The following is a 21,830-nucleotide window of genomic DNA, read 5'->3' on the forward strand; positions in this document are numbered from 1 at the left end:
GAGGATAAGGATGGCGACGATATCGATGGTTGTGAATGGCCGGCAGATGTCCGGCGAGGCGGAGGGGCGGACGTTGCTTTCGTCTTTTCTGCGTGATGCGCTGGGATTGACCGGCACCCATGTGGGCTGTGACACCGGCCAGTGCGGGGCCTGCGTGGTGCATGTCAACGGAGACGCGGTCAAAAGTTGCAACATGCTCGCAATGGAGGCCGATGGCGCCGAGGTGGCGACGATCGAAGGCCAGGCGGCGCCGGATGGTACGCTGAACGCGATCCAGGCGGCGTTTCAGGAGTATCATGGGCTGCAATGCGGCTTCTGCACGCCGGGCATGGTGATGTCGGCAGCGGCCCTTCTGAAGGAAATCCCCAAGCCGAGCGAGGCGGAGATCCGAAAGTATCTGAGCGGCAACCTGTGCCGCTGCACCGGCTATCACAACATCGTACGAGCGATCATGGCGGCGTCCGGTCAGGACGTGGCCGTCGCAGCGGAATAAGCGAAACAGCGATCCAGGGAGGAGAATGACATGCCCATGGATGGAGGCATCGGCGCCAGCACCAAACGGCGCGAGGACGTACGGTTCCTGACGGGAGCCGGGAATTATACCGACGATATCAACGTGAACGGCCAGGCCTATGTGGCGTTCCTGCGCTCGGATGTAGCGCACGGCAAGATCAAGAGTGTCGATACCAGCGACGCCGCCGGCATGCCCGGCGTGATCCGGATCTTTACCGGCGCCGATTTCGAAGGCATCGGCGGCCTGCCTTGCGGTTGGCAGGTGACCGACCGCCACGGTGAGCCGATGCAGGAGCCGGCGCATCCGGTTCTGGCGCAGGGCAAGGTGCGCCATGTCGGCGATCCAATCGCCGCGGTGGTGGCCGAGACGCTGGAACAGGCCAAGGACGCGGCGGAAGCCATCGAGGTCGATCTCGAGGAACTGCCGGCGGTCGTGGACATGAAGGCAGCGCTGGTCGACGGCGCGGTGAAAGTGCACGACGACCTGACCTCGAACCTTTGCTACGATTGGGGTTTCGTCGAGGAAAACCGCGACGCGGTGGACCAGGCGATCAAGAGCGCCGCGCACGTGACCACGCTGGAGCTGCGCAACCAGCGATTGGTGGCGAACCCGATGGAACCGCGTGTCGCCATTGGCGATTTCAACCGCGCCACGGGTGAATCGACGCTCTACACCACCAGCCAGAACCCGCATGTGATCCGCCTCTTGATGGGCGCCTTCGTGCTGGGCATCCCCGAGCACAAGCTGCGGGTGGTGGCCCCGGATGTGGGTGGCGGCTTCGGCTCAAAGATCTTCCACTATGCCGAAGAGGCGTTCTGCACCTTTGCGGCCAAGGCGATCAACCGCCCGGTCAAGTGGACGGCGTCGCGCTCGGAGGCGTTCCTCAGCGATGCGCAGGGCCGCGACCACGTGACGAAGATCGAGCTGGCGCTCGATGCGGACAACAACTTCACCGCGATCCGCACCGAAACCTATGCCAACATGGGGGCGTATCTTTCGACTTTCGCTCCCTCGGTGCCGACCTGGCTGCACGGCACGCTGATGGCGGGCAACTACAAGACGCCGGTGATCTACGTGAACGTCAAGGCGGTCTTTACCAACACGGTGCCGGTGGATGCCTATCGCGGCGCTGGCCGGCCCGAGGCGACGTTCCAGCTGGAGCGAGTGATCGACAAGGCAGCGCGCGAACTGGGCGTCGACCCGATCGCGCTCAGGCGTCAGAACTTCGTGACCGAGTTCCCCTATGCGACGCCGGTGGCGGTGGAATATGACACCGGGGACTACAACGGCACGATGGATGCGCTGGAGCGGATGATCGACCGCGACGGATTTGCCGCCCGCCGCGCCGCCAGCGAGGCCAAGGGCAAGCTCCGCGGCCTCGGCATCAACTGCTATATCGAGGCTTGCGGCATTGCTCCGTCGCAGCTCGTCGGCCAGTTGGGCGCCCGGGCGGGATTGTATGAATCGGCCACCGTGCGGGTCAATGCCACCGGCGGCATCGTGGTGATGACCGGTTCGCACAGCCACGGCCAGGGCCACGAGACGACCTTCCCGCAGGTGATCGCCGAAATGATCGGTATCGATGCCAGCATGGTCGAGATCGAGCATGGTGATACCCAGAACACGCCGATGGGCATGGGCACCTATGGCTCGCGTTCGATCGCCGTCGGCGGTAGCGCCATGGTGCGGGCGGCCGAGAAGATCATTGCCAAGGCCAAGAAGATCGCGGCTCACCTGATGGAAGCGGCAGAGGCCGATGTGGAGTTGAAGGACGGTCAGTTCTCAGTCGCGGGCACCGACAAGTCGGTGGCTTGGGGCGATGTCTGCCTGGCGGCCTATGTGCCGCACAACTACCCCCTCGAGGAGATCGAGCCGGGGCTGGAGGAGACGGCGTTCTACGACCCGTCGAACTTCACCTACCCGGCCGGCGCCTATTCCTGCGAGGTCGAGGTCGATCCCGAGACCGGCAAGGTCGAGATCTGCTCGTTTGCTGCGGCAGATGACTTCGGCAATATCATCAACCCGATGATCGTGGACGGACAGGTCCATGGTGGTATCGGCCAAGGCATCGGCCAGGCGCTTCTGGAGAACTGCGTTTATGACGATCAGGGCCAGTTGTTGAGCGCGTCGTTCATGGATTACGCTATGCCGCGCGCCGATGACGTGCCGTTCTACGAGGTGGACCATTCGAGCCGGACGCCGTGCACCCACAACCCGCTGGGGGTGAAGGGCTGCGGTGAGGCCGGGGCGATTGGCTCGCCGCCGTCGGTGGTGAACGCGGTGATCGACGCGCTGCAGTCGGGCGGTCATGACGTCGACCATATCGACATGCCGGTGTCGCCGTCGCGCGTCTGGGCCGCGATGAACAACGCTTGAGAGGAGGACTGAGACATGTATGCATTCGACTTTGAACGGCCCTCCACGGTTGCCGATGCCGTCGCGGCGCTGAGCGCGGAAGACGCGCAGGCGCTGAGCGGCGGCCAGACGCTGATCCCGACGCTGAAACAACGACTGGCGAGCCCGTCGAAATTGGTCAGCCTCGGCGGCATTGCCGAACTTCAGGGGATCACCTCGGACGGTGACGCCGTGACGATCGGGGCCGGCACGACCCATGCCGCGGTGGCGGCTGACGGGTCAATCCCGGCGTTGTCGGCGCTGGCCGGCAATATCGGCGACCCGGCGGTGCGCAACCGCGGCACCATCGGTGGCAGCCTGGCCAACAACGATCCGGCGGCCTGCTACCCGTCGGCAGCCCTTGGTCTTGGTGCGACGATTGTCACCAATGCGCGCGAAATCGTGGCGGACGACTTCTTCCAGGGCCTGTTCACCACGGCGCTGGACGAGGGTGAGATAATCACCGCAGTGCGCTTCCCGAAACCGCAGGCGGCGAACTACCAAAAGTTCGAACAGCCCGCCTCGCGCTTCGCGCTGGTCGGCGTGTTCGTCGCGAAAGGTGCGGATGGCGTACGCGTCGCCGTGACGGGGGCATCCGAGGACGGTGTTTTCCGCTGGAGCGAGGCCGAAGCGGCGCTCGGGTCGAACTTCTCGGCCGGGGCGCTGGATGGCATGGCGCCGCCGGCTGACGGGATGATCTCGGATCTGCACGGCTCCGCGGCGTATCGCGCCAACCTGGTCGGCGTGATGACGCGACGGGCGGTGGCCGCGGCGGGTTGATCCGACCGCTTCAAATGATTGGAGGAAGGCCCCTGCGCTGGCGGGGGCTTTTCTTTTATGTCGGCGCGATGCGTTGGCTTCGCCCGCAGGAGCGGGGGCAATTCCCGCGCCTCCGGGATATTTGCGGCAAGATGAAGATCAGGCAGTCGGGTCAGACGAGTGTGCTGACCGAACCCTCATGCGAGACGAGGCGGGCGAGGGGACGGCCGGGCAAGGCGCGCAGCGCGACGCGGATATCGGCGCGGGTCATGTGGCAGAAGGCGGTGGAGAGGCCGTCGGCCAGTGCGGCGCTGGCGGTTTCGACGCTGACGGTTGACCACCGCGGCGGGGCGTCGGTGACAGGGTTCAGGATATGCGTGTCCCGGCCCAGGGCAAGCGCCCCGGGGCTGGAGGTGGCAATGGCACGGTCGCGCAATGTGGTGATCGCCTTGATACCGTGTGTAGGGTCTTCGATACCGAGCCGCCAGGGGCCGCCGACTGCGGCAAACTCGCCGATATTGACGAGGGTCTGGCCGAAACCAGCGGCGTGCAAATGCGCCGCAACGCGGTCAGTGGCGTAGCCCTGGGCGATGCCGTTGAAGGTGAGCTGCTGTCCCGGTGCGAGGCTGATGCCATCGGCGGTGCGCATAACCTTGGCCCAGCCGATCAGGCCGCGCGCGGCGGCGGGGTCGCCCCCACGGGCCAGCGCCTGCCAGAGCGGTTGCACGGTGGGATCAAAGAGTCCATCCGTAAGGGTATGGATTTCTGAGCAGAGACGGCAGAGGCGGGAGAAGTCGTGCGGTGGGGTGGCGAGTCGGCCGGTGCGATTGAGGCGTGACAGGGCAGAGGTCGGATCGTGGAGGCTGAAGAGCGTTTCCATACGCTTAAGTATGTATTGAAGGCCAGCGAGCGTGTTTGCGGTAAGGCGGTCTGGACCGCGCAGGGTGATCGAAACGTTTGCGCCCAGCGCGCGGCCTTGCCAGGTCTTCGCGCCGGCCGGAGGCGCGGCGACGGCAGCGGCGGAGATAGCGAGAAAGCGGCGGCGGCTGATCATTGGCCAGTCCTGCCGCGTCCACGGGTGGCGAGCACCAGCGGTACACATTGTTGTGGGTCGTCGTGGATCGTCACGCAATCGAGGCACTGGAAACATTCGTCATATTCAATCTCGCCCGTCGGCCGGATGGCGTTGTAGTTGCAGCGCACGCGGCAAAGCTGGCAGGGGTTGCCGCAGTCCGAGCGGCGCGGGATCCATGTGCGGGTGCGGATCAACCCACCGATCGCCATCAGTGCGCCCAGCGGGCAGACGTAGCGGCAGAAGCTCTTGAACATGACCATCGCCAGCAGCAGCCAGAAACCGGCATATGCCGCGTAGTACCAGTCGCGCAGGAAGAAGGTGGTGATGGCGGTCTTGAAAGGTTCGACCTCAGCGGCGGTATCGATCTGGTCGGGGGCAACGAAGACGATCATGCCGAGCGCGGCGAGGACCGCGTATTTCAGCCATTTCAACCGGCGGTCCCAGCGGGTTGGCAGCGCGAGGCGCGGCAGGCGCAGGAGGCGGCCCAGATGATGAGCGAATTCTTGAAGCGCGCCGAACGGGCAGAGCCAGCCGCAGAACAGGCCGCGGCCCCAGAGACCGAATCCGAGGATCGTGGCGGCCCAGAGGAGCAGCGAGAAGGGATCGTAAAGCAGGAAGGCGAAGCTGCCGCCCTCGAGCCCGGTGCGCAGCGCGGCGAGAGGCGTGACGATGGAAAGCTGGCCCTGGCCCCACCAACCGATGAACCCGAGCGTGATGAAGAGGATGCCGAGGCGTGTGGGGGTGAAACCGCGTAGCCCCGCGAGCCAGCTTTGCCGTAGCAAAAGAAGGGGCAACAGCAGCCCTAGGAAAACGCCGAGCGCGATCAGGTCGGTGCTGCGGTTGCGCATCGCCTCGCGCCAAGGCGAGAGCGGTTTCGGGGTCTCGGGCCGGAGGAAGAAACGTTCGGGGGTTTGGTGGGTAACGGTGAAGGTCTGCGAACCGATCACGGGCCGGAAGCTGCCATGGGCACGCAGCACCTGGAGCGAGAGCTGCCATGGACTGGCCGGGTCGAAGCCAAGGCGGCGGTCGGTGCGCAGGATCATCGCAGTGCCCTCGGGCATTCCAGGGGCGAGGTTGGTAAACAGGTCGGCATCGCGCAGGGCGACAGGCAGGCCGTTTTGTTCGGCCGACAGCCAGTCTGGTGCGGTGTTGCGAACAAAGTCCTCGCCCACCAACCCGTGACGGGCGGTTTCGATCAGCAGGAGCGGTTCGTCATTGGGCGAAATTTCGAGGAAATCGCGCAGTTCGGCCAATGTCTGCGCCGACAGGGCAGCGCGGGCGATGGCGGGCGGGCCAAGATCGACGATCCAGAGGTCGACATAGGGGGCGTCGGGTGCGGAACGGGCCTCAGCGTCATCGTCTTCCCACAGGGTGCCGGCGAAGGCAGCGTCGACCTCGGCATTGGTCACGACATGGTGGCTGGCGATTCCCTGGGCCACGAGATCGCTCCAGCTTAGCGCTTCGTCATGCCTGGGGTTGGGTGTGGCGGGCGGACCGGTAGCGATGCCTTGCATCTTTTCGCGAGCCACCGCCAGCGCCGCGGCGAGTATGGTTTCATGGGCGATACGGACCGAGGCGGTGGCCTTGGTTACTCCGTCGAGATAGGTGAGCGACGAACCTTGGCCGCCGGTGTTGCCATACGGAGTGCCCACCGCCATCGGCGTGGCGATGTTGAGGCCGGGATATTGTTCGAGGAATCGTTCGAAGGGTTCCTCGCCGAGGCCGGAAACGAAGATCGGTTCGTTGTGCTCGATCAGCTTCACATCGAGGAAACTGCCCTCGCGGTCGAGCGTCACCATCATGTTGATCGGCGCGCCTGAGAACCCGGGCAGCGAGGCCAGCGGTTCGGTCTCGAAGATATATCCCGCAGGCGCGCCATAGACGTTCACCATCTCGTAGACGCCCTGGTCGGTGAGGCGGTCACCGAGCAGAAAAGGTGGTTGTACGTAGGCTTCGATCTGTGCGCGACTCAGCGGTTCCGCCGCGGTCGCGAAGGTGGCAATCACGTACGCAAGGCTGGCAAGCAGGAGGCGCAGTGCGGTCAGCATGTGGCGAAGGCTAGGGCCGGGTCGGGATTTGCGACATTGGACGAAGGTATTAGGGGTCCGACCCGGGGCTTGACAGCACGGGGTTGGCTGGGGGCCAATCGGGTGGAACGGGGAGAGGACCTATGCAGACGATATGGGCGCTTTTGGCCATTTGGTTTGTGGCGCTGGCCGGAACCGTCGCCGCGGAAAGCTCGGCCGAGATCCGCGAGCGGCGGCCGGACCTGTTCCATCCCGAGTCCGGTCTGCGCATAGACCGCCACAGGGCGCCAGTGCCGCAGGACGTTCCGCTGCCTGCGCAGCGGGTCTCGGCCCTGAAGGCCAAGCGATTGATGGCACGGGGAGCGGTGGTGTTGGATGTCTATGGCGCAGCGCAGTCGCGCTACGACGAGCTTGACGGGACCTGGCTGGTGCACGGGCCGCGGCAGAGCCTGCCGGGGGCCACCTGGCTGCCCGAGGTCGGGCGGGGCGTGCTGGAACCGGCGATGGCGTCCTATCTGGAGCGCGAAATGGAGCGGTTGACCGAGGGTGCGAAGGCGCGGGCAGTGATCGTGTTCTGCGTCGCCGATTGCTGGATGAGTTGGAACGCCGCGCAACGGATTGCGGGGTTGGGCTATTTGCGGGTTTACTGGCTGCGCAATGGCACCGACGGCTGGCGCGAACTGGGCTGGCCGCTGGAGCCGGTTCTGCCGGTGCCGGTGACGTTGGACTGACCGGGTGCCGGGGGCACCGTATTGAACAGGGAGTGAGACATGAACCGGACTATTGAAACCCGGGCGGCGCCGCCGTCCTTTTCCGACTACAGCCAGGCGGTAGAAGTGCCGGCGCACGCACGCACGGTCTACGTTTCGGGTCAGGTTGGTGCTGAGCTGGACGGGACCATACCCGAGGATATGGCCGCCCAGCACGAACTGGCCTGGAAGAATGTGCTTGCGATCCTGGAAGCCGCCGCGATGGAAAAGACGGACATCGTCGATGTTTTCGCCATCGTCACCGATCGGGCGGGTGTGCCGGTGTTCCGTGAAGTGCGCGACCGGATGTTGGGGGGGCACCTGGCCTGTTCGACGATCATGATCGCCGGGCTTGCCAGCCCGGACTGGAAGGTGGAAATCGCGGTGCGGGCGGCGAGGGCTGAGTAAGCCAGTTCAGTTGGCGCGTGGCAGCACGGCGCGTTCGATTCCCGAATAGAGGTGCGAGACCGAGCGGTAGAATTCCTGCGGCTGCGCGCCCATCCCGGCGAACTCTGCGGGAAGCGCCACGTCCATGATCTCGACCATCGACTGGCCGTTTTGGGCGGCCTTGGTCAGCGTTTCATTCAACCAGATGAGATAGTCCCGGGTCTGGGTCAGCGAGGCGCCGGTGCGGTCGAGCGGACCATGGCCGGGCAGGATGGCGGGGGCGCCGATCGCGACGAGTGCGTCGAGCGAGGTCTGCCATTGCGCAAGATCGGCATGTGGCGTCGTGGGGGCGCGATCGAGGAAGGCCAGGTCGCCGGTGATCAGCAGGCCGGTTTCGGCATCGATCAGGGCGAGATCGGCAGCGGTATGGCCGGAGAGACCCAGCGCGGTGAAGCTGCGGCCGTCGATCATGACCTCGCCGGGATCGAGCACGGTGTTGGGCGCCACCGGTTCGGTGCCGCGCATCCAATCACCTAGTAGCCGGTACATGTTGTCGGAAAAGCTGTCGCCCTCGGCCCGGGCCAAGGCGCCGGTCTGGCCCAGCGCCAGGATCGGCTTGTCGGCGAAGACCTGATTGCCGAAGAAATGGTCGGGGTGATGATGGGTGTTGACCACCGCCGAGACCCCGCGCAGGTCGAGTTTGCGAATGGCGGTATTGAGCGCCTCGCCATAGCGTCGCGATGAGCCGCTGTCGATCAGGATCAGACCGGTCTCGCCCTGCAGCAGGGCGCAGTTGACGATGGCTCCGCCGTTCTGCATCGAGAAATACTCGGTGGCACCTTCGATCATCCAGATACCGGGCAGGACGGGTACCGGGCGCAGGTCGTAGCTGAGCGGCTGGGCGAAGACGTGTTGTGGCAGGGCCACGCTGGCAGCGAGAAAACCCAGGGCAGCGCGGCGCGACGGCATCAGTTGGCTTCCCCGGCCATGAGCGTGGCTTCGATTTCGTTGCCGTTGTTGTCGCGCCCGGCGACGTGGATCAGCGGCGGCATGGTGGCCGGGTCGAAGAACAGCGTGAAGGCGGGGTCTTCGTTCACCGGCTCGCGCAGCTCGATGCTGGCGAGTTTGTGGCCATCGTCATCCGACAGGTCAAGGTTGCGGATAATGAAAACCGGGATACCGTCGGCAAGGCCGGTGTCCATTGGATGGTCGACGATCAGCCGCGCCCGGCCCGAGGCGGCCCAGAGACGTCCGTGAATTTCGCCCAGCTTTTCCTCCCAGTCGTCCGAGGCATAAGCCTGGGCCGGCGCGGTGCAGCCGCCACCGGCGGCGTCAATCCAGGTTCCGCCGACATGCCAGCGGTCCGACTTGGTGCGCACGCTGGCGCGGATGGCGGTGGCCTGGTCGATCTTGAAGCGCAGGCCGATCTTCGGCAGCGCGTCGCCGGGACGGTACGTTAAGATATGCGGGATCGGGCCGTAATCGACCGAGACGACGATTTCCTCGACATCCTCGAGCGCCGTGGCGTCGACCAGCACCGGCACGTTAAAGGCATCTTCTGCCGCCTCCGGGGCGCGAACCTTGATGCGATCGTCGAAGCGTATGTCGTCCGGGTCACCCAGAAGCTTGATCTGGTGATAGTCCCACATACCGGAATCGTAGGGGTCGGTCAGCTGGACGTGCGGGGTGTCGGCGGCGATGGCCGGGCCGGCCAACACGATTGCGAGCGACGCGAGGGTGGATCTCAACATGAACGGTCTCCTCCGCGGGACATTGGGCCACGGGCGGCGGTCGATGGCAATTCAACTTTGGTTCAATAGGCGATCAGCCCGCCCGGTCTTGGGTTTCCGCATCCAGAACACGGGTTATTTCGCGAAACAGCTCATGGCTTTCCAACGCTTCGGACTCGGGCACGATACGTTGGATGAAGCCCAGCTCGATGACCACATAGTCGCCCACTTCGGGGGGCTGATCACCCATCAGCATCAGGTCGGCCCAGCGCTCTTGACCGAGCGCGGCACAACGGGCGCGGTGGCCTGCGATTTCCTCGATCCGCATGGGGACGGACAGACACATAGCTTAGCCTCCTTATTGCCGCTTGCCGGGGGGCGTACGCGCAGTATGGTGAAGCGCATGACGACTGGCAACGCGACAATTCTGGTACTGGGGCTCGGCAACATCCTGCTGACCGACGAGCAGGTCGGCGTGCGCGTTGCCGAGGCGGTGGGCGCGGCACCCGAGGCCGGGTCGTTGGGGATAAGGGCACTCGACGGCGGTACGATGGGGCTGAGCCTGCTGGTCGAAATGGAAGAGGCCGACGCAATGGTGGTGGTCGATGCAGCCTATCTGAACGCCGAACCGGGCCGAATCGAGGTGTTCGAAGGCGTGGCGATGGACAGTTTTTTGCGTACGCGAGGACGGAACCCGCATGATATCGGGCTTGACGACATGCTTGACGGGCTGCGGCTGCGCGGCGCGGTGCCCGAGCGCCGGGCGCTGGTCGGCATTCAGCCAGAAAACTTGCGCGTCGGCGAGGCGATGACGCCGGCCGTTGCCGCTGCGGTGCCGCAGGCCGCCCGCGCGGTGCTGGATCTGGCGGCACGCTGGGTCGGCTGAGTGCCGACCTGTGGCAAAAATATTCCAGCATTCTGATATGATGAAGGTTTGATACACATCAAAGCCTTGAGGCCCTTCTGTGCGCAATCTTTTCGACACGTGCTTGACAGCAGCGGGTGTTCCGCTCGACGCTGAGTGCAGGGAGACAGTGACTTGACCGCCGAAGGACATCCGCCCGAGACTTCGAAAAGTGCCGTGGACGAGTTGCGTTCGCATCTCGGCACCGGCAATGCCCGCCCGGTTCTGCGCGAGATCGAAACTGCGCTGGGCGCACTGCTGGAAAGTGGCCGGGAAACCACCATTGATTTGGGTGCAATTCCCTTTGGCCCGGGCGATGAGCGGATGCTGGACGAGGTTCTGGGTCCGGGCGAGGTGCACGCGACCATCTACGCAATGGGCGAGAGCCATGTGGCCGAGACCGGGGTTCCCGGGGTTTGGCGGGTCGACCATTTCGACCAACGCGGCGAAACGCTGTCACGGTTTATCGAAGTGACGTTTTGCCCTGACATACTGAAAACGCAGACCGCGGACGCCGAAGCCGGCCTCGCGCGGCTCACGGCCCGGCTGGCGGCGCAGGATGGCCACCAGCATTGATCGGGACGCATGGTGACAAAGGAGGACATGCGATGGCGGAAAGACCTGTTCTGGCGGAGGCGCTGAAGGCGCACGGGATCAGCCGACGAGGGTTTCTGAAATACTGTGCCTCACTGACATCGCTGATGGCCTTGCCACCGGCGCTGGCGCCTAAGGTGGCCCACGCACTGGAGAACGCGGCGCGGCCCTCGGTGATCTGGCTGAGCTTCCAGGAATGTACCGGCTGCACCGAGTCGATCACCCGCAGCCACGCTCCGACAATCGAGGACCTGATCTTCAACACCGTCTCGCTGGATTATCATCACACGCTTCAGGCGGCGTCGGGCCATGCCGCGGAAGAGGCGCGGATGAAGGCGATGGAAGAGCACTATGGCAAGTACTTGGTGATCGTCGACGGCTCGATCCCGGTCGGCAACCCGGCCTATTCCTGCATCGCCGGGATTTCCAACCTCGACATGCTGAAGGAAACCGCCGCGGGAGCGGCGGCGATCGTCGCAGTCGGCACCTGCGCCGCCTATGGCGGCATTCCCCATGCCGACCCGAACCCGACCGGCGCCGTGGCGGTGAGCGAGATCATCAAGGACAAGCCGATCATCAACGTGCCCGGCTGCCCGCCGATCCCGATTGTGATGACGTCCGTTCTGGCGCATTTCCTGACCTTCGGCCTGCCTGAGCTCGACGAGCTTGGCCGGCCCAAGGCGTTCTTCGGTGAAACCATCCACGACCGCTGCTATCGCCGTCCATTCTATGACCAGGGCAAGTTCGCCGAGGCCTTCGACGACGAAGGCGCGCGTTTGGGCTGGTGCCTCTACAAGCTGGGCTGCAAGGGCCCGACCACCAAGAGCGTCTGCGCCACGGTGAAATGGAACGACGGCACCTCGTTCCCGATCCAGTCGGGGCATCCTTGCCTGGGTTGCACCGAGCCCGACTTCTGGGACAATGGCGGCTTTTACAAGCCGCTGTCGATGCCGGCGGGGGATTACCGCAAGCTGGGCCTTGCCGCCGTCGCCGGCGGCGCCGCATTGGGCGTGGCGGGGGGCGCGATCGCCCGCGCCACCAAATCCAAGGCCGCTGCTGCGCACGAAACTGTCGATGCGCATGATCTGGAGAAGAAGTCATGAACAACCCGTATTTCGACCTGCTGATGTGGGCCCGGGGGCCGGGCTTCGACATCGCGCTGACGATTATGGTGGGCGGCATCCTGCTGAGGGTCGTCGAGATCTTGGTGCTGGGCCGCAAACGCGACCTGGCCACCGCCAAGGGCAGCCCGGTTGGGCAAGGCGTGAAGACGATCTTCACCCGCTCTTTCCCGCGCAAGGGCTTGGTGCCGTTCGCGCCGATCACCTATATCGGCGGCTATATCTTCCATATCGGCTTCGCCATCGCGTTCCTGTTCCTCGGAGCGCATATCGCGCTGATCGACGGGCTTTTGGGTCTAAGCTGGCCCGCCGCCAACCGCGCCATCGTCGAGAGCGCCACAGCGCTGGCGGTGATTGCGCTTTTCGCGCTGCTTTACACCCGCATCACCGACCCGGTGCGCCGGGCGCTGTCGACCTTTGGCGATTATCTCGTCTGGCTGCTCAGCCTGCTGCCGCTGGTGCTGGGTTACGTCGCCGTCAACAAGCTGTTCGGTGATCCGACGCTTATGATGGCGTTGCACATCCTCAGCGCCGAGGCGCTGATGGTGGCCTTCCCCTTCACCAAGCTGATGCACGCCGTCACCTTCCTGATGGCGCGCTACTACAACGGCTCGATCCAAGGCCGGAAAGGAGCGGAATCATGACTGCGACGCTCGAACGGGGCCTCAACGCGCTCCGCGAACAGATCGATGCGCCGGTGGCGAGCTTCTTCACCTCTTGCGTGAGCTGCGGGCTGTGCGCCGAGGCCTGCATTTTCTACCGCGAGACCGAAGACCCGAAATACACGCCGATCCACAAGCTCGAGCTGATGCGGCGGATCTGGTCGAACGAGTTCACCTTGCTGGGCCGGCTGAAATCCATGGTCGGCCTCGGCCGAAAGGTCACCGAACAGGACCTGAAGGACTGGGAAGAACTGGTCTATGACAGCTGCACCATGTGCGGCCGCTGCACCATGGTCTGCCCGGTCGGCAACGACCTGGCGATGATGATCCGCAAGATGCGCGAAGGCATGTCAGGCTCGGGCCACGCGCCGGTGGAGCTGATCGGAGCGGCCGAGCGGCATTCCGACTATGGCTCGCCGATGGGCGAGTTGCACCCGGCCTTGCACGCCCAGATTAAGCATGCCGAGACCGAAACCGGCATTCCAATCGAGATGAACAAGGAGGGGGCCGATTACCTGGTGATCCTGTCGGCCGGCGAGATCCGCGATTACCCGGAAGTGATCGGTGCGATGGCGAAGATCTTCAAACAGGCCGGGATCACCTGGACGATATCGGATGACGGGTTCGAGGCCACCAATGTCGGCATCCAGCTGGGCAACCGCGACGTGGCCCGCACCCTGGTCAGCAAGGTGGTCGAAGCCGCCGAGAAGCTGAAGGTCAAGGGCATCATCAGCCCCGAATGCGGCCACGCCTATCAGGCGCTGCGCTGGGAGGGGCCGAACCTGATCGGCCGCAGCTATGATTTCGAGGTGGTGCATATCATCGAGCTGCTCGACCGGCTGCGCGCGGAGGGCAAGCTCAAGACCAAGGGTAAGGCGTCGGGCAAGATCACCTTCCACGACCCGTGCCAGATCAACCGCCGCGGCGGGATCAACCGCGAACCGCGCAACCTTCTGAACATGGTCGCCGACGATTTCGTCGAAACCGAGGATGCCGGAACAATGAACTGGTGCTGCGGTGGCGGCGGTGGCGTGGGCGCCAACGAACGGGCTGCCGATCTGCGCTTCAAGGCGTTTAATCGCAAGAAACGCCAGTTTGACGCGGTGGGGGCCGAAAAGATCGTCACCATGTGCGCCTATTGCCACCACACGCTGGAAGAACAGCTGGAACTGCATGGCGACGAGGAAACCGAAGTGATCGGTCTGGCCGAGATGATCGGCGAATACCTCGACGACGAGGCATGAGAGGGGAGACGAAGACATGAACAAGAGACTGGTCGTTGACCCGATCACCCGGATCGAAGGGCACCTTCGGATCGAGGCGCAAATGCAGGGCAACCAGATTGCCGAGGCCTATTCCTCGGGCACCATGGTGCGTGGTATCGAGATCATCCTGCGCGGTCGCGACCCGCGCGACGCCTGGGCGTTTGCCCAGCGCATCTGCGGTGTCTGCACGCTGGTGCATGGTATCGCCAGCGTGCGTTCAGTCGAGGATGCACTGAGCATCGAGATCCCGAAGAACGCGCAGCTCATTCGCAACCTGATGATTGCGGCACAATATGTGCATGACCACGTGATGCACTTCTATCACCTGCATGCGCTCGATTGGGTCGATGTGGTTTCAGCGCTCGATGCCGATCCGAAGGCGACGGCCGATCTGGCTTCGTCGCTGTCAAACTACCCGAAATCGAGTCCGGGCTACTTCGCCGATGTGAAGACCAAGCTGAAGACCTTCGTTGAACAGGGCCAGCTGGGCATTTTTGCCAATGGCTATTGGGGGCATTCGGCCTACAAGCTGCCGCCCGAGGCCAACCTGATGGCCGTGGCGCATTATCTCGATGCGCTGGAATGGCAACGCGACGTGGTCAAGCTCCATACCATTTTCGGCGGCAAGAACCCGCATCCGAACTTCCTGGTCGGCGGCGTGCCTTGCCCGGTCGATCCGAACTCGGACGGGGCGATCACCATGGAAGACCTCAGCGAAATCTCCCGCGTGATCACCAAGATGGAAGATTTCGTCAACCAGGCCTATCTGCCCGACACGCTGGCGATCGCCAGCTTCTACAAGGACTGGGGGGCCATCGGCGAAGGGGTCGGCAACTTCCTGACCTACGGCGACTATCCCACAGGGGCCACCAATGACGTGTCGTCCTTCCTGGTGCCGCGTGGCGTGATCCTCGACCGTGATCTGTCGACCGTACACGACATCGATTTGCATGCCGAAGATCAGATTCAGGAATATGTCGATCACGCCTGGTACAAATACCAAGGCGGTGAGGGCAAGGGATTGCACCCCTATAATGGCGAGACCGAGTTCGACTTCACCGGTCCCGAGCCTCCTTACGAGCAGCTGAATGTGGATGGCGGTTATTCCTGGCTGAAATCGCCGCGTTGGAAGGGTAAGGCGATGGAAGTCGGCCCTCTTTCGCGGATGTTGATGCTCTACGCCACTGGCAATGATCATGCCAAAGAGTTGGTGGACACCACGTTGAGAACGCTCGACGTGCCGGTCACGGCTTTGTTCTCGACGCTGGGGCGGACGGCGGCGCGGACGCTGGAGACCAAGGTTTATCTCGACTGGATGCGCGGCTGGTACAACGACCTGGTTGCCAACATTAAAGCCGGGGATCTGAAGACCCACAACGCCGAGCGCTGGGACCCGTCGACCTGGCCCGCCCGGGCGCAGGGCGCGGGGTATATGGAGGCGCCACGCGGTGCGCTGGGCCACTGGATCGTGATCGAGGATCAGAAAATCGCCAACTACCAGGCGGTGGTGCCGACCACGTGGAACGCCGGACCGCGCGATGCCGACGGAGCCTCGGGGCCTTACGAGGCGGCGCTCAAGGGGCATCAGCTCGCCAATCCCGAGCAACCGCTGGAAATCCTGCGCACCATCCACAGCTTCGACCCCTGCATCGCCTGCGCGGTGCATATGGTCGGCGAGGACGGGCAGGACATGCTGCAGGTCAAGGTGAGCTGACATGTGCACAACCTGCGGCTGCGGCCATGGACAGGTAACGATCGACGGGCAGGGCAAGCATGTCCACGATCACGACCATGCTCATGACCACGGGCATGAGCACGGACATGATCATGGCCACCACCACCATCACGGCCCGCTTGGCGCTGCCCATGCGCCGGGCCTCAGCCCGGCGCGGATGATCGAGATCGAGGAGAACATCCTCGCTCATAACGATCACCTTGCTGCCCATAATCGTGAGGATTTTCAACGGGATGGCACGCTGGCCCTGAACCTCGTCTCGTCACCCGGATCGGGTAAGACGACCCTTCTGGTCGAAACGGCGAAGGCCCTTGGCGGTGATATCCCGATCACGGTGATCGAGGGTGATCAGCAGACCGATCTCGATGCCGACCGCATCCGTGAAACCGGTGCGCTGGCCGTGCAGGTCAACACCGGCAAGGGATGTCACCTGGATGCCGACATGGTGCGCCGGGCGATGCGGACGCTGGAGCCCGACCCCGGTGGGGTGCTGTTCATCGAGAATGTCGGTAACCTCGTCTGTCCAGCCGGGTTCGACCTTGGCGAGGCGGCCAAGGTGGTGATCCTGTCGGTGACCGAGGGCGCGGATAAGCCTTTGAAATATCCCGACATGTTCCGGGCGGCGCGGCTGATGCTGATCAACAAGTCGGACCTGCTGCCTTACGTGCCCTTTGATGTCGAGACATGCATCGAATACGCCCGCCGAGTGAACCCGCAGATCGGGGTGATCACGGTTTCGGCGCTGACGGGGGACGGCATGGACCGCTGGTATGGCTGGATCGCGGCACAGCGGGCCGAACGCGCGGCGCTTGCCGCGACGGGATGAGCTCGAAACCGTCCGCGGCGCGGGCCTGATCCCGGACTTGCCCCGGTTGCCGTACCCCGATCGCAAGCCGGGTTAACGTCAGCGAGCGGCGACAAACGGTGGTATGGCAGCCCGGCTGGCAGTCTGGCTGGCGCCCCGTCTGGCGCACGGTGACGCAGGGTTTCGGAAAGGGTGGGGTTAATACGGCGTGCGGCGGGTTGTCCGGCGGTAACGACTGGTGCCTGCAAGCACACACTCTGCGCCACCGCGTGAGATCCGGATCCGGTCAGCAGATCCGCGGCAACTGTTCGCCCGCCATCCAATCGACCATGCGCGTGCCGCCCAGCCCGGTCACCATGCGAACGAAGCGGCGGTCATCCTCCAGTACTCGGCCAATCGCTGCTGCATCGCGGCCGCGCGGGTGCGCCTGCATCGCCGAAAGCAGCGCAGCGGCCTTGTCTTCGGGGCAAATCGCGATCAGCTTGCCCTCGTTCGCCACGTAAAGCGGATCGAGCCCAAGCAGTTCGCAGGCGCTTTTGACTTCGCGCCGCAACGGGATCGCGGCCTCGTCGAGTTCGATGCCAACACCGGATTGCTGGGCGATTTCGTTCATCGTTGCCCCCAGCCCGCCGCGGGTGGGGTCGCGCAGGACGCGGGTTTCCGGGACCGCCGCCAGCATCGCCGCGACAAGGTCTGCGAGCGGCTGACAGTCGCTTTCGATCTCGGAGCCGAAGCTGAGATTCTCGCGTTTCGACATGATGGCAACGCCGTGGTCGCCGACGGGACCGCTGATCAGAACCACGTCCCCCGGCCGGGCCCGTTCGCCGCCGATCTCGATGCCCTCGGGCACCAAGCCCACGCCGGCGGTGTTGATATAGATGCCATCGCCATGACCTTTTTCGACCACCTTGGTGTCGCCCGAGACGATCGCCACACCGGCCTCCTGGGCTGTCTTCGCCATGCTTTCGACGATGCGTTGCAGGTCGGCCAGCGGGAAGCCTTCTTCGAGGATGAAGCCGGCGGTCAGGTATTTCGGCACGCCGCCGCCCATGGCGAGGTCATTGACCGTGCCGCAGACCGCGAGCTTGCCGATATCGCCGCCGGGAAAGAACAGCGGCGAGACCACGAAGCTGTCGGTGCTCATCACGATCCGCCCCTCGGGCCGCGCCAGCAGCGCCGCGTCGTGTTCACGGTTCAGTGCGGGGTTGTCGAAGGCGCCGAAGAACAGTTCCTCGATCAACTGCGCCATGGCACGGCCGCCGGCGCCGTGGCTCATGTCGATCTGGCCGCGGGACAGGTCGAGGGCGCGGCGGCCGGTTCGGCTCATGCGGGGACAGCCTTTTTCTCGCGGAAGCGGCCATAGGTCCAATGCGCCGCGCAGGCGCCTTCAGAGGACACCATGCAGGCGCCAAGCGGGTTTTCCGGCGTGCAGGGATCGCCGAAGATGCCGCAGTCCTCGGGTGTCTTTTCGCCGCGCAGGATGGCGCCGCATTCGCAGGCCTTGTTCTCACGGGCGGGCTCGGTTTTGACAGAAAAGCGCTTTTCGGCATCGAAATCGGCATAGGCGTCGGCGATTTTCAGCGCTGAATGCGGAACTTCACCGAGGCCGCGCCACTCAAAACTGTCGCGCAGGTCGAAGACCTCGTCCATCAGGGCGATGGCGCGGGTGTTGCCTTCCGGGGTGACGGCGCGGGAATATTCGTTTTCGACCTCGGCCCGGCCGTCGTTGACTTGCCGCACCAGTTGCAGCACGGCTTGCATGACGTCGAGCGGTTCAAATCCGGCAATCACCACCGGCTTGGCATAATCACGGGTGAATTCCTCGTAAGGCTGCGTGCCGATCACGGTGGAGACATGCGCGGGGCCGACGAACCCGTCGAGCGGCACTTTCTCTCCATCGCCGAGGATCGCGCGCATCGCCGCGGGGGTCAGCACGTGATTGCAGTGAACCGAGAAGTTCCTGAGCCCTTTCGCCGTCGCCTGTTTCAGCGCCAAGGCGGTGGGGGGCGTGGTGGTCTCGAAGCCGATGGCGAAAAACACGACCTGCCGGCCGGGGTTTTCCTCGGCGATGCGCAGCGCATCCATGACGGAATAGATCATCCGGATGTCGGCGCCGCGGGCCTTGGCTTTCATCAGGCTGTCGAATTTCGAGCCCGGCACGCGCATCAGGTCGGCATAGGTGCAAAGGATAACGTCATGTTGGGTGGCCAAAGCCACCGCCACGTCAACGCGACCGACCGGCAGCACGCAGACCGGGCAGCCGGGACCGTGGATCATCTCCACCGCCGGCGGCAGCAGGTCTTCGACACCATAGCGGGCGATGGCGTGGGTGTGGCCGCCACAGAATTCCATGAAGCGATAGCTCCGGCCCGGCGCGACCTCTGCGGCAATGGCCCTGGCCAGGGTTTTCGCGAGTGCCGGATCGCGGAACTCCTCGATATACTTCATGCTGCGGCTCCCGTCCCGGCCTCGGCAAAGAGCGCCAGCGTGCGCTGTGCCTCTTCCTCGCTCAGGAGCGACAGGGCGTAGCCGACATGCACGATCACGTAGTCGCCGGGACCGGCTTCGGGGACGAGGTCAAGCGAGACTTCCTTGGTCACACCTTCGAGTTCGACATCGGCGAGGCCATCTTCGCGCATAGCGATGATCCGGGCGGGAATAGCTAGGCACATGGTGCATCTCCTTGCATCTGACGCTCGGCGGTGAGCGCGGCAGCGATGGCCTGCCCGAAACTCAGGCCGGCATCTCCGGGCGACAGTTTCATCGGGCGCAACACTTCTATTCCATCCGCCTCGAGCCGTGTGGTCAAGGCTTCGGTGAAGACCCGGTTGAGAAAACATCCGCCGCCGACGGCAATTGTGGAGAGCCCCGTCGTCTTACGCGCTTCGCGCACCTGATCAGCGAAGCCGGCAGCCAGCGTGCCGTGAAACAGATTCGCGCCGCGTTCAGGGGTGAGGTCTGAAACGCGGTCGAGCAGGGGGGCGAAGTCGAGGCGTCCGTCTACCAGCGTCCATCCGCCTTCCATGGTGTCGGGCGCGTTGGCCATGGCTTCGAGCGCCATCGGCGCCTGGCCTTCGAACGTGGCCACCGGGTGTACGCCCAGGAGTCCGCAGGCGGCATCGAAGAGACGCCCGCAGGAGGAGGTTTCCGGCGCGTTGACCCTGCGGTCGAGCATCTGCGCCAGCAGCGCGGCGTGCGGCTGGTCCGCGAACCGCGTCGCGATCTCGTCACCCCGACCCAGCCGCCAGAGCGCGGCGGCGGCCATCCGCCAGGGCTCGCGGGCGGCGACATCGCCGCCCGGCTGGGGGAGCATGGCAAGATGGCCGATGCGGGTGAAGACCGGGCCGTCGACCTCGAGAAGTTCGCCGCCCCAGCTTTCGCCGCCCGGTCCCAGCCCGAAGCCGTCGAGCGACAGGCCGAGCACCGCGCCGTGTTGACCGTGCTCCCATTGCGTGGCCAGGGTGTGGGCATGGTGATGCTGCACGCCGAGCGGAACACAGTCCAGCGTGGCCGCGGTGCGGGTGGAGTGGAAGTCAGGGTGCAGGTCGTGGGCGGCCATCACCGGCGGTGTGGCGCCGTCGAGCAGCCCGGCCAGCAGCGTGTCGTAGCGTTGAACGGCCTCGAGCGTGCCAAGGTCGCCGGCGTCCGGGGTCACACGGGCCCTGGTGCCGTCGATGTGGCAGAGACTGGCCTTGAGAAAGGCACCCAAGCCCAACACGGGCGGCAACGCGCGGGGCAGGTCGAGAAAGGTGTCGCGGCCGGTCATGCCACCTCCATCTCCTTCACCCGCATGTCCTCGCCGGCGGTAACCTGCAGCTTGTAGCCGCCGCACTCGGGACAGGCGTCGACCAGCGATTTGACCGGCACAGCCTGGCCGCAGTCGTGGCACCAGGCCCGGCCCGGGAGCCGCGCGATCTCGAGCCGGGCGCCGTCGGCCAGCGTGCCCTTGACCACCGCGGTGAAGGAAAAGGCCAGCGCGTCGGGGTCAACATGGCTGAGTGCGCCGACTTCGAGCCAGACCGCGACCACCTTGTCCGCGCCGGCGCGGCGGGCGTGGTCTTCGCAGATCCGCAGGACGCCTTCGGCGAGCGCCATTTCATGCATGGCGCACCTCCAGCTCGAACTCGACGCAGGGGTCCACGGCGAGGATATGCAACGCGGCCGCGCGGTCGAGGCCGTCTGCGCGGGCGCCCAGAAGCCCCGCGCTCACCGGGCCGTCGGGGCGGAAGTTTTTCTCGGTCGGGGCATCGATGGTGTAGGCGGTGATGCGACCATCGGCGATCTCGACCCGGTGGGTCAGGGGACCGCGCGCGGTTTCGACCACGGCAATGCCGTGGCCGGAGAGACAAGCGGGTTGTTGTGGTGCGGCCGGCACCACCTGGGACAGGGCGCGGCGAAGTTCCGGCACCATGCCAGCGAGGTCAGTCAGGCCGGCGGTGAGCCGGGCGGTGAGGCCCGGACCGTGCCGGGCGCGCATCTCGGCGACGGCGGGGGCCTCCCAGCGACGGGAGAAAGTGCCGCCCTCGGGTGCCACGTCTGCGGGCAGGGCACCGAAGCCGTCGAGACCGGCGTCAGTCACTGCCGCGGCGAGGTCGTTGTTCGTGACGAAATTTTTTACCGCTGCTTCGAGCTGTTCCAGCGTTTGTTCCGCTTGGGCCAGATCTGCTTCGGGCTGCCCGGCTCCGGGAGTTCGCCAAGTCGATCCGAAAAAAAGCGCCGTCTCGAGCGCCTGCTCGGCGGCGAGGCAGGCGCGCGGCAGGGCAGGATCGGGCGGCAAACCCAGGGCGCGAGGCCAGTGCAGGGCAAACCGCATTGCCAGTTGCGACAGGGTCTCGGCGCGGCGCAGAACGTCGCGCGCGGCTGCGATGCCGGGCCGGGCCGCAAATCCCAAGGCGGTTTCGATCGCGCCGAGCGCGGCAATGGTCTGGGCCCGGCCGCACAGCGAATAGACCGTGCCGATCCGCGCCGGCAGCTCGGTTGCGGACATGCCGGTGAAGGCGAGGGTCGCCGAACCTGTGTCGCGCGCCCGAATGGACACGTCCCGGACCCGGCCGTCTCTGATGTCGAGCGTGATACCTATCTTTGCCATCGTCCTGCCGGCCTGTTTCC

General features: G+C 64.9%; 23 protein-coding genes. 12 read left to right on the forward strand and 11 right to left on the reverse strand.

The genetic code is table 11. The features are described 5' to 3' along the window. Positions 1 to 10: 10 nt before the first annotated feature. From NO357_RS07345 to NO357_RS07355, 3 genes are read left to right on the forward strand one after another with little or no spacing between them, the layout of a single operon-like run. Positions 11 to 493: a (2Fe-2S)-binding protein gene (locus NO357_RS07345; protein ID WP_306734984.1), complete on the forward strand. Its 483-nt coding sequence runs from the start codon at positions 11 to 13 to the stop codon at positions 491 to 493. 30 nt (positions 494 to 523) lie between these two features. Beyond that, positions 524 to 2,890 carry a xanthine dehydrogenase family protein molybdopterin-binding subunit gene (locus tag NO357_RS07350; protein WP_306734985.1) on the forward strand — a complete coding sequence of 789 codons (2,367 nt, stop codon included), beginning with the start codon at positions 524 to 526 and terminating at the stop codon, positions 2,888 to 2,890. Between the two features lie 15 nt (positions 2,891 to 2,905). Further along, positions 2,906 to 3,688: an FAD binding domain-containing protein gene (locus NO357_RS07355; RefSeq protein WP_306734986.1), complete on the forward strand. Its 783-nt coding sequence runs from the start codon at positions 2,906 to 2,908 to the stop codon at positions 3,686 to 3,688. A 151-nt stretch (positions 3,689 to 3,839) separates the two neighbouring features. On the opposite strand, the gene NO357_RS07360 is transcribed toward NO357_RS07355, so the two are convergent. Together NO357_RS07360 and NO357_RS07365 are read right to left on the reverse strand one after the other, a co-directional pair. Further along, positions 3,840 to 4,721, reverse strand: coding sequence for an FAD:protein FMN transferase (locus NO357_RS07360; RefSeq protein ID WP_306734987.1), 882 nt, complete (start codon positions 4,719 to 4,721; stop codon positions 3,840 to 3,842). Beyond that, positions 4,718 to 6,790 (reverse strand): 4Fe-4S binding protein, encoded by a 2,073-nt coding sequence (locus NO357_RS07365; RefSeq protein WP_306734988.1) that lies wholly within the window; start codon positions 6,788 to 6,790, stop codon positions 4,718 to 4,720. Before NO357_RS07365 ends, NO357_RS07360 begins: the two co-directional genes overlap by 4 nt. Before the next feature lie 122 nt (positions 6,791 to 6,912). Here NO357_RS07365 and NO357_RS07370 point away from each other — a divergent pair, with 122 nt between their 5' ends. After that, entirely contained in the window at positions 6,913 to 7,500 is a 588-nt protein-coding gene (locus NO357_RS07370; RefSeq protein WP_306734989.1) for a rhodanese-like domain-containing protein, read from the forward strand. 39 nt (positions 7,501 to 7,539) lie between these two features. After that, positions 7,540 to 7,926, forward strand: coding sequence for a RidA family protein (locus NO357_RS07375; protein WP_306734990.1), 387 nt, complete (start codon positions 7,540 to 7,542; stop codon positions 7,924 to 7,926). 6 nt (positions 7,927 to 7,932) lie between these two features. Here NO357_RS07375 and NO357_RS07380 read toward each other — a convergent pair whose 3' ends face one another. The 3 genes from NO357_RS07380 to NO357_RS07390 form a co-directional block, all read right to left on the reverse strand. Further along, the gene (locus NO357_RS07380) at positions 7,933 to 8,874 is read right to left on the reverse strand and encodes a quinoprotein relay system zinc metallohydrolase 1 (RefSeq protein ID WP_306734991.1); all 942 of its coding nucleotides are present in this window, start codon (positions 8,872 to 8,874) and stop codon (positions 7,933 to 7,935) included. After that, the gene (locus tag NO357_RS07385) at positions 8,874 to 9,656 is read right to left on the reverse strand and encodes a quinoprotein dehydrogenase-associated SoxYZ-like carrier (protein ID WP_306734992.1); all 783 of its coding nucleotides are present in this window, start codon (positions 9,654 to 9,656) and stop codon (positions 8,874 to 8,876) included. The genes NO357_RS07380 and NO357_RS07385 overlap by 1 nt, the downstream gene beginning before the upstream one ends. Positions 9,657 to 9,729: 73 nt before the next feature. Continuing rightward, positions 9,730 to 9,981, reverse strand: coding sequence for a HypC/HybG/HupF family hydrogenase formation chaperone (locus NO357_RS07390; RefSeq protein WP_306734993.1), 252 nt, complete (start codon positions 9,979 to 9,981; stop codon positions 9,730 to 9,732). 57 nt (positions 9,982 to 10,038) lie between these two features. Between NO357_RS07390 and NO357_RS07395 the strand changes: the two genes are divergently transcribed. From NO357_RS07395 to hypB, 7 genes are all read left to right on the forward strand, one after another. Beyond that, positions 10,039 to 10,521, forward strand: a complete 483-nt coding sequence (locus NO357_RS07395) for a hydrogenase maturation protease (protein ID WP_306734994.1) — start codon at positions 10,039 to 10,041, stop codon at positions 10,519 to 10,521. A gap of 153 nt (positions 10,522 to 10,674) precedes the next feature. Then, positions 10,675 to 11,115, forward strand: coding sequence for a hydrogenase expression/formation C-terminal domain-containing protein (locus NO357_RS07400; RefSeq protein ID WP_306734995.1), 441 nt, complete (start codon positions 10,675 to 10,677; stop codon positions 11,113 to 11,115). A gap of 32 nt (positions 11,116 to 11,147) precedes the next feature. Next, the gene (locus NO357_RS07405; RefSeq protein WP_306734996.1) at positions 11,148 to 12,236 is read left to right on the forward strand and encodes a hydrogenase small subunit; all 1,089 of its coding nucleotides are present in this window, start codon (positions 11,148 to 11,150) and stop codon (positions 12,234 to 12,236) included. Then, positions 12,233 to 12,898: a hypothetical protein gene (locus NO357_RS07410; protein ID WP_306734997.1), complete on the forward strand. Its 666-nt coding sequence runs from the start codon at positions 12,233 to 12,235 to the stop codon at positions 12,896 to 12,898. The genes NO357_RS07405 and NO357_RS07410 overlap by 4 nt, the downstream gene beginning before the upstream one ends. Further along, the gene (locus NO357_RS07415) at positions 12,895 to 14,160 is read left to right on the forward strand and encodes a (Fe-S)-binding protein (RefSeq protein WP_306734998.1); all 1,266 of its coding nucleotides are present in this window, start codon (positions 12,895 to 12,897) and stop codon (positions 14,158 to 14,160) included. The genes NO357_RS07410 and NO357_RS07415 overlap by 4 nt, the downstream gene beginning before the upstream one ends. Positions 14,161 to 14,176: 16 nt before the next feature. Continuing rightward, on the forward strand, positions 14,177 to 15,895 hold the full coding sequence (locus NO357_RS07420; RefSeq protein WP_306734999.1) for a nickel-dependent hydrogenase large subunit: 1,719 nt from the start codon (positions 14,177 to 14,179) through the stop codon (positions 15,893 to 15,895). A 1-nt stretch (position 15,896) separates the two neighbouring features. Beyond that, on the forward strand, positions 15,897 to 16,742 hold the full coding sequence (gene hypB, locus NO357_RS07425; protein ID WP_306735000.1) for a hydrogenase nickel incorporation protein HypB: 846 nt from the start codon (positions 15,897 to 15,899) through the stop codon (positions 16,740 to 16,742). Between the two features lie 265 nt (positions 16,743 to 17,007). Here hypB and hypE read toward each other — a convergent pair whose 3' ends face one another. The 6 genes from hypE to NO357_RS07455 are packed head-to-tail and all read right to left on the reverse strand — an operon-like array spanning position 17,008 to position 21,810. Continuing rightward, positions 17,008 to 18,048, reverse strand: a complete 1,041-nt coding sequence (gene hypE, locus NO357_RS07430) for a hydrogenase expression/formation protein HypE (protein ID WP_306735001.1) — start codon at positions 18,046 to 18,048, stop codon at positions 17,008 to 17,010. Continuing rightward, positions 18,045 to 19,169, reverse strand: a complete 1,125-nt coding sequence (gene hypD, locus NO357_RS07435; protein WP_306735002.1) for a hydrogenase formation protein HypD — start codon at positions 19,167 to 19,169, stop codon at positions 18,045 to 18,047. Before hypD ends, hypE begins: the two co-directional genes overlap by 4 nt. Beyond that, positions 19,166 to 19,393, reverse strand: a complete 228-nt coding sequence (locus NO357_RS07440; RefSeq protein ID WP_306735003.1) for a HypC/HybG/HupF family hydrogenase formation chaperone — start codon at positions 19,391 to 19,393, stop codon at positions 19,166 to 19,168. Before NO357_RS07440 ends, hypD begins: the two co-directional genes overlap by 4 nt. Then, positions 19,384 to 20,487 (reverse strand): Kae1-like domain-containing protein, encoded by a 1,104-nt coding sequence (locus tag NO357_RS07445; RefSeq protein WP_306735004.1) that lies wholly within the window; start codon positions 20,485 to 20,487, stop codon positions 19,384 to 19,386. The genes NO357_RS07440 and NO357_RS07445 overlap by 10 nt, the downstream gene beginning before the upstream one ends. Further along, complete coding sequence (gene hypA / locus NO357_RS07450; RefSeq protein WP_306735005.1) at positions 20,484 to 20,825, reverse strand: hydrogenase maturation nickel metallochaperone HypA; 342 nt, start codon at positions 20,823 to 20,825, stop codon at positions 20,484 to 20,486. The genes NO357_RS07445 and hypA overlap by 4 nt, the downstream gene beginning before the upstream one ends. Further along, on the reverse strand, positions 20,818 to 21,810 hold the full coding sequence (locus tag NO357_RS07455; RefSeq protein ID WP_306735006.1) for a hypothetical protein: 993 nt from the start codon (positions 21,808 to 21,810) through the stop codon (positions 20,818 to 20,820). The genes hypA and NO357_RS07455 overlap by 8 nt, the downstream gene beginning before the upstream one ends. Positions 21,811 to 21,830 lie beyond the last annotated feature (20 nt).

The sequence above is a fragment of the Marimonas arenosa genome, from assembly GCF_030848945.1.
GTDB classification, from domain to species: Bacteria; Pseudomonadota; Alphaproteobacteria; order Rhodobacterales; family Rhodobacteraceae; genus Marimonas; species Marimonas arenosa.